Source organism: Geodermatophilus chilensis (assembly GCF_002802985.1).
Classification (GTDB): Bacteria; Actinomycetota; Actinomycetes; order Mycobacteriales; family Geodermatophilaceae; genus Geodermatophilus; species Geodermatophilus chilensis.
In genome coordinates, this window is the sequence record NZ_NVPT01000285.1 from 1 (window position 1) to 3,338 (window position 3,338).

Sequence of the window (3,338 nt, forward strand, 5' to 3'; positions counted from 1 at the left end):
GAGACTCGCTGCTTACGTGCTGCGCACGAGGTGCCTGTGAGTATGTCCCGCCTGTGTGTCTCCCTGCTACCGCGCCCCCCGAGCTCTGCACCTAACGCGCCGTCGACAGCGTCCGATGTGTATCGCGGCCAGGCTCGCCGTCGCCGGCGCGCTGGGCGCCGACCCGGTGCCGCAGGGCCGCCTGGTCGCGACCGTCGGCGCCGGGGTGCTCGCCGCGGCGGCCGCCCTGGCCGTCGCCGCGGCGGTCATGATGGGGGTCGCGCGGCGTCCGCTGCTGGCGGCGGTGCGCGGACTGCGTCGGAGCGATCGCCAGGAGGTGCACGGTGGCTGAGCGGCTCCCGCTGCAGGGCCGCCGGGTGGCCGAGGTCCTGGCCACCAGCACCGGCGGGGTGGGCACGCACGTGCGCGCGGTGCTGCCCGCCCTGGCCGCGGCCGGCGCGCACGTGCGGGTGTGCGGGCCCGCGGCCACCGAGCGGCTGTTCGGCTTCACCGTGGCGGGCGCGGCCTTCGCACCGGTCGGGATCTCCGCGGGGCTCTCACCCGTCGCCGACGCCCGCGCCGTCGCCGCGCTGCGCCGGGCCACCGCCGACGCCGACCTGGTGCACGCCCACGGGCTGCGTGCCGGCCTGGTCGCCGCGGCCGCCCGCCGGCGCGGCGGCCGGCCGCTGGTGCTCACCCTGCACAACGCCCTGCCCGAGGGCGGCGGTGCGCTGCGCCGGGTGCTGCGGCTGGCCGAGCGGGCCACGATCCGCGGCGCCGACGTGGTCCTCGCCGCCTCCGGCGACCTGGCCGAGAACGCCTGGCGGCAGGGGGCCCGCGACGTGCGGGTCGCCCCCGTCTCCGCCCCGCCGCTGCCGGCCCCGGCCCGGCCCGCCGCCGAGGTGCGCGCCGAGCTCGGGCTCGTCGACGGCCGGCCCCTGGTGGTCGCCGTGGGCCGGCTGCACCCGCAGAAGGGCTACGACGTCCTGCTCGACGCCGCCGCCCGGTGGGCCGCCGGTCCGCGACCGCCGCTGGTCGCCGTCGCCGGCGACGGCCCGCTGCACGGCGAGCTGGCCGCCCGCATCGCCGCCGAGCGGCTGCCGGTGGTGCTGCTCGGCCGGCGCAGCGACGTCGCCGACCTGCTGGCCGCCGCCGACCTCGCCGTCCTGCCCTCGCGCTGGGAGGCCCGCTCGCTGACCGCGCAGGAGGCGCTGCGCGCCGGCACCCCGCTGGTCGCCACCCGCACCGGCGGGCTGCCCGAGCTGCTCGGTGACGGGGCGGTCCTGGTGCCGGTCGGCGACGCCGCGGCGCTGGCCGACGCGGTCACCGGGCTGCTCGACGACCCGGCGCGCGCCCGGTCGCTGGCCGAGGCCGGCACCCGGCAGACGGCGACCTGGCCGGACGAGGCCGCCACCGCCCGCCAGCTCGTCGCCCTCTACCGCGAGCTGCTCGGCGCACCGCGATGAGCCGGCTCGCGGCGCTGCTGCTCGCCGTCCTCGCCGTCCTGCTGACGGTCGTGCTGGTCCTCGCCCCTCCGGCGGCCGCCGCGCCGGCCGAGGGGGCGAGCGCCGACCGCGTGGTCGTCGTCGGCGTCCCCGGCCTGGTGTGGAACGACGTCGACCCGCAGGCGACGCCGGCGCTGTGGGCGCTGGCCGAGGGCTCGCCGATCGGCGCGGTGTCGGTGCGGGCCGCGCGCGCCACCAGCTGCGTGCTCGACGGCTGGGCGACGCTCGGCGCGGGCAACCGCGCCCGCTTCCCGGCCCCCGACGAGTCGATCCCGCCGGTGCGGCTGCCGACCGTGCCGCTGCCCGGCGAGGCGCCGGCCGGGGAGGGCGGGTCGGACACCGCGCCGGTGCCCCAGGAGCAGCCCCCGCCGGTGCCGCCGGCCAGCCCCGCGCTGTCCCACTGCGGCCTGCAGGAGCGGCTGGCCGCGGCCGGCCTGGCCGATCCGCAGGCCGCCGTGGCCGCGGTCGCCGACGACCCCGCCACGGCCCGCTTCGGCGCGGAGCCCGCGGCGTTGGGCGCGGCGGTCGGCTGCGCCACCGTCGTCGGCCGCGCGCCGGCGCTGGCCGTCGCGGCCCCCGGCGTGGCGGTCGACCAGCGCGACCAGCTGCCCGCCGACCCCGGCGAGCTGCTGGGCGGCTGCCCGCTGGTGCTGGTCGGCCTCGACGACCTGGTGGACGCCGGCGAACCCGCGCTCGAGGGCAGCGACACCGGCACCGAGCCGCGGCCCCGCGCCGCCGCGCTGGCGGGCATCGACGCCGCGCTCGGCCGGCTGGTCGAGGCCGTGGCGGCAGCGCCGGGGGAGACGCTGCTGTCGGTCCAGGGGCTCTCCGAGGTCAACGACGGCCGAGCGCAGCTGCACGTCGGCATCGCCTCCGGCCCGGGGTTCTCCGAGCCGCGCTGGCTGACCTCGGCGAGCACCGGGCGGGCGCCGTTCGTGCAGCTGATCGACGTCGCGCCCACCGTCCTCGCCGCGCTGGGCCTGGAGCGGCCGGCGTCGATGAACGGCCAGGCGCTGCGGTCCGACGGCGCGCGGCCGCCGCTGGCCGAGGCGATCGGGGTGCTCGAGCGGGCCAACACCGCCGCCTCGGTGCACTACCGCAGCACCGGCACGTTCTTCGTCGGACTGGTGCTGCTCGACGCCGCGGTCGTCGGCCTGGGCCTGCTCGTGGCCGGGGGACGGCGCCGCGACCGGGCACCGCGCCCGGCCGGGGAGCGGCTGCGCCGCGCGGTGCGCCCGGTCGCCCTCGGCGCCGCCGCGGTGCCGGTGGCCAGCTACCTCGCCGGGCTGCTGCCCTGGGAGCGCGCCGGTCTGCCCCGTCTCGCGCTGGCCGGCAGCGTGCTGCTCGCCGCGCTGGCGGTCCTCGCGGTCGCCGCGCTGGGGCCGTGGCGGCGCCACCGGCTGGGCCCACCGGTCGTCGTCCTGGTCATCACGCTGGCCACCCTCGTCGGCGACGTGCTGACCGGGTCCACCCTGGAGCTCGACGGGCTGCTCGGCTACGACGCGATCGTCGCCGGACGGTTCACCGGCTACGGCAACCTCGGCTTCGGGCTGCTCGCGGTCAGCGCGCTGCTGCTGACCGCGGGGCTCGCCACGGCCGCCGCCCGCCGGGCGCCGGCCGGCCGGGCGCGGGCGGTCACCGCCGCCGTCGTGCTCGGCGCGGGGGTGCTCACCGTGCTGGTGGTCGGGTCGCCGGCGCTGGGCCGCGACTTCGGCGGGGTGCTGGCCGCGCTGCCCGGCTTCCTCCTGCTGGCGATGCTGCTGACGGGCACCCGCGTGACGGTGACCCGGATGGTGGCGGTGCTCGCGCTGGCAGTGGCGGCGGTCGGCACGCTGGCCGTCGTCGACTGGCTGC

Annotated in this window: 3 protein-coding genes; all 3 read left to right on the top strand. The window is 80.2% G+C overall.

Annotation, left to right across the window (positions count from 1 at the left end; translation table 11 throughout):
- Window positions 1-115: 115 nt before the first annotated feature.
- On the top strand, window positions 116-331 hold the full coding sequence (locus CNO22_RS26285) for a hypothetical protein (RefSeq protein ID WP_198588625.1): 216 nt from the start codon (window positions 116-118) through the stop codon (window positions 329-331).
- Window positions 324-1,445 (top strand): glycosyltransferase family 4 protein, encoded by a 1,122-nt coding sequence (locus tag CNO22_RS26290; RefSeq protein WP_100502185.1) that lies wholly within the window; start codon window positions 324-326, stop codon window positions 1,443-1,445. Before CNO22_RS26285 ends, CNO22_RS26290 begins: the two co-directional genes overlap by 8 nt.
- Window positions 1,442-3,338, top strand: a 1,897-nt coding sequence (locus CNO22_RS26295; protein ID WP_100502186.1) for a hypothetical protein, incomplete at its 3' end; no start/stop codon positions are given. The genes CNO22_RS26290 and CNO22_RS26295, both read left to right, overlap by 4 nt.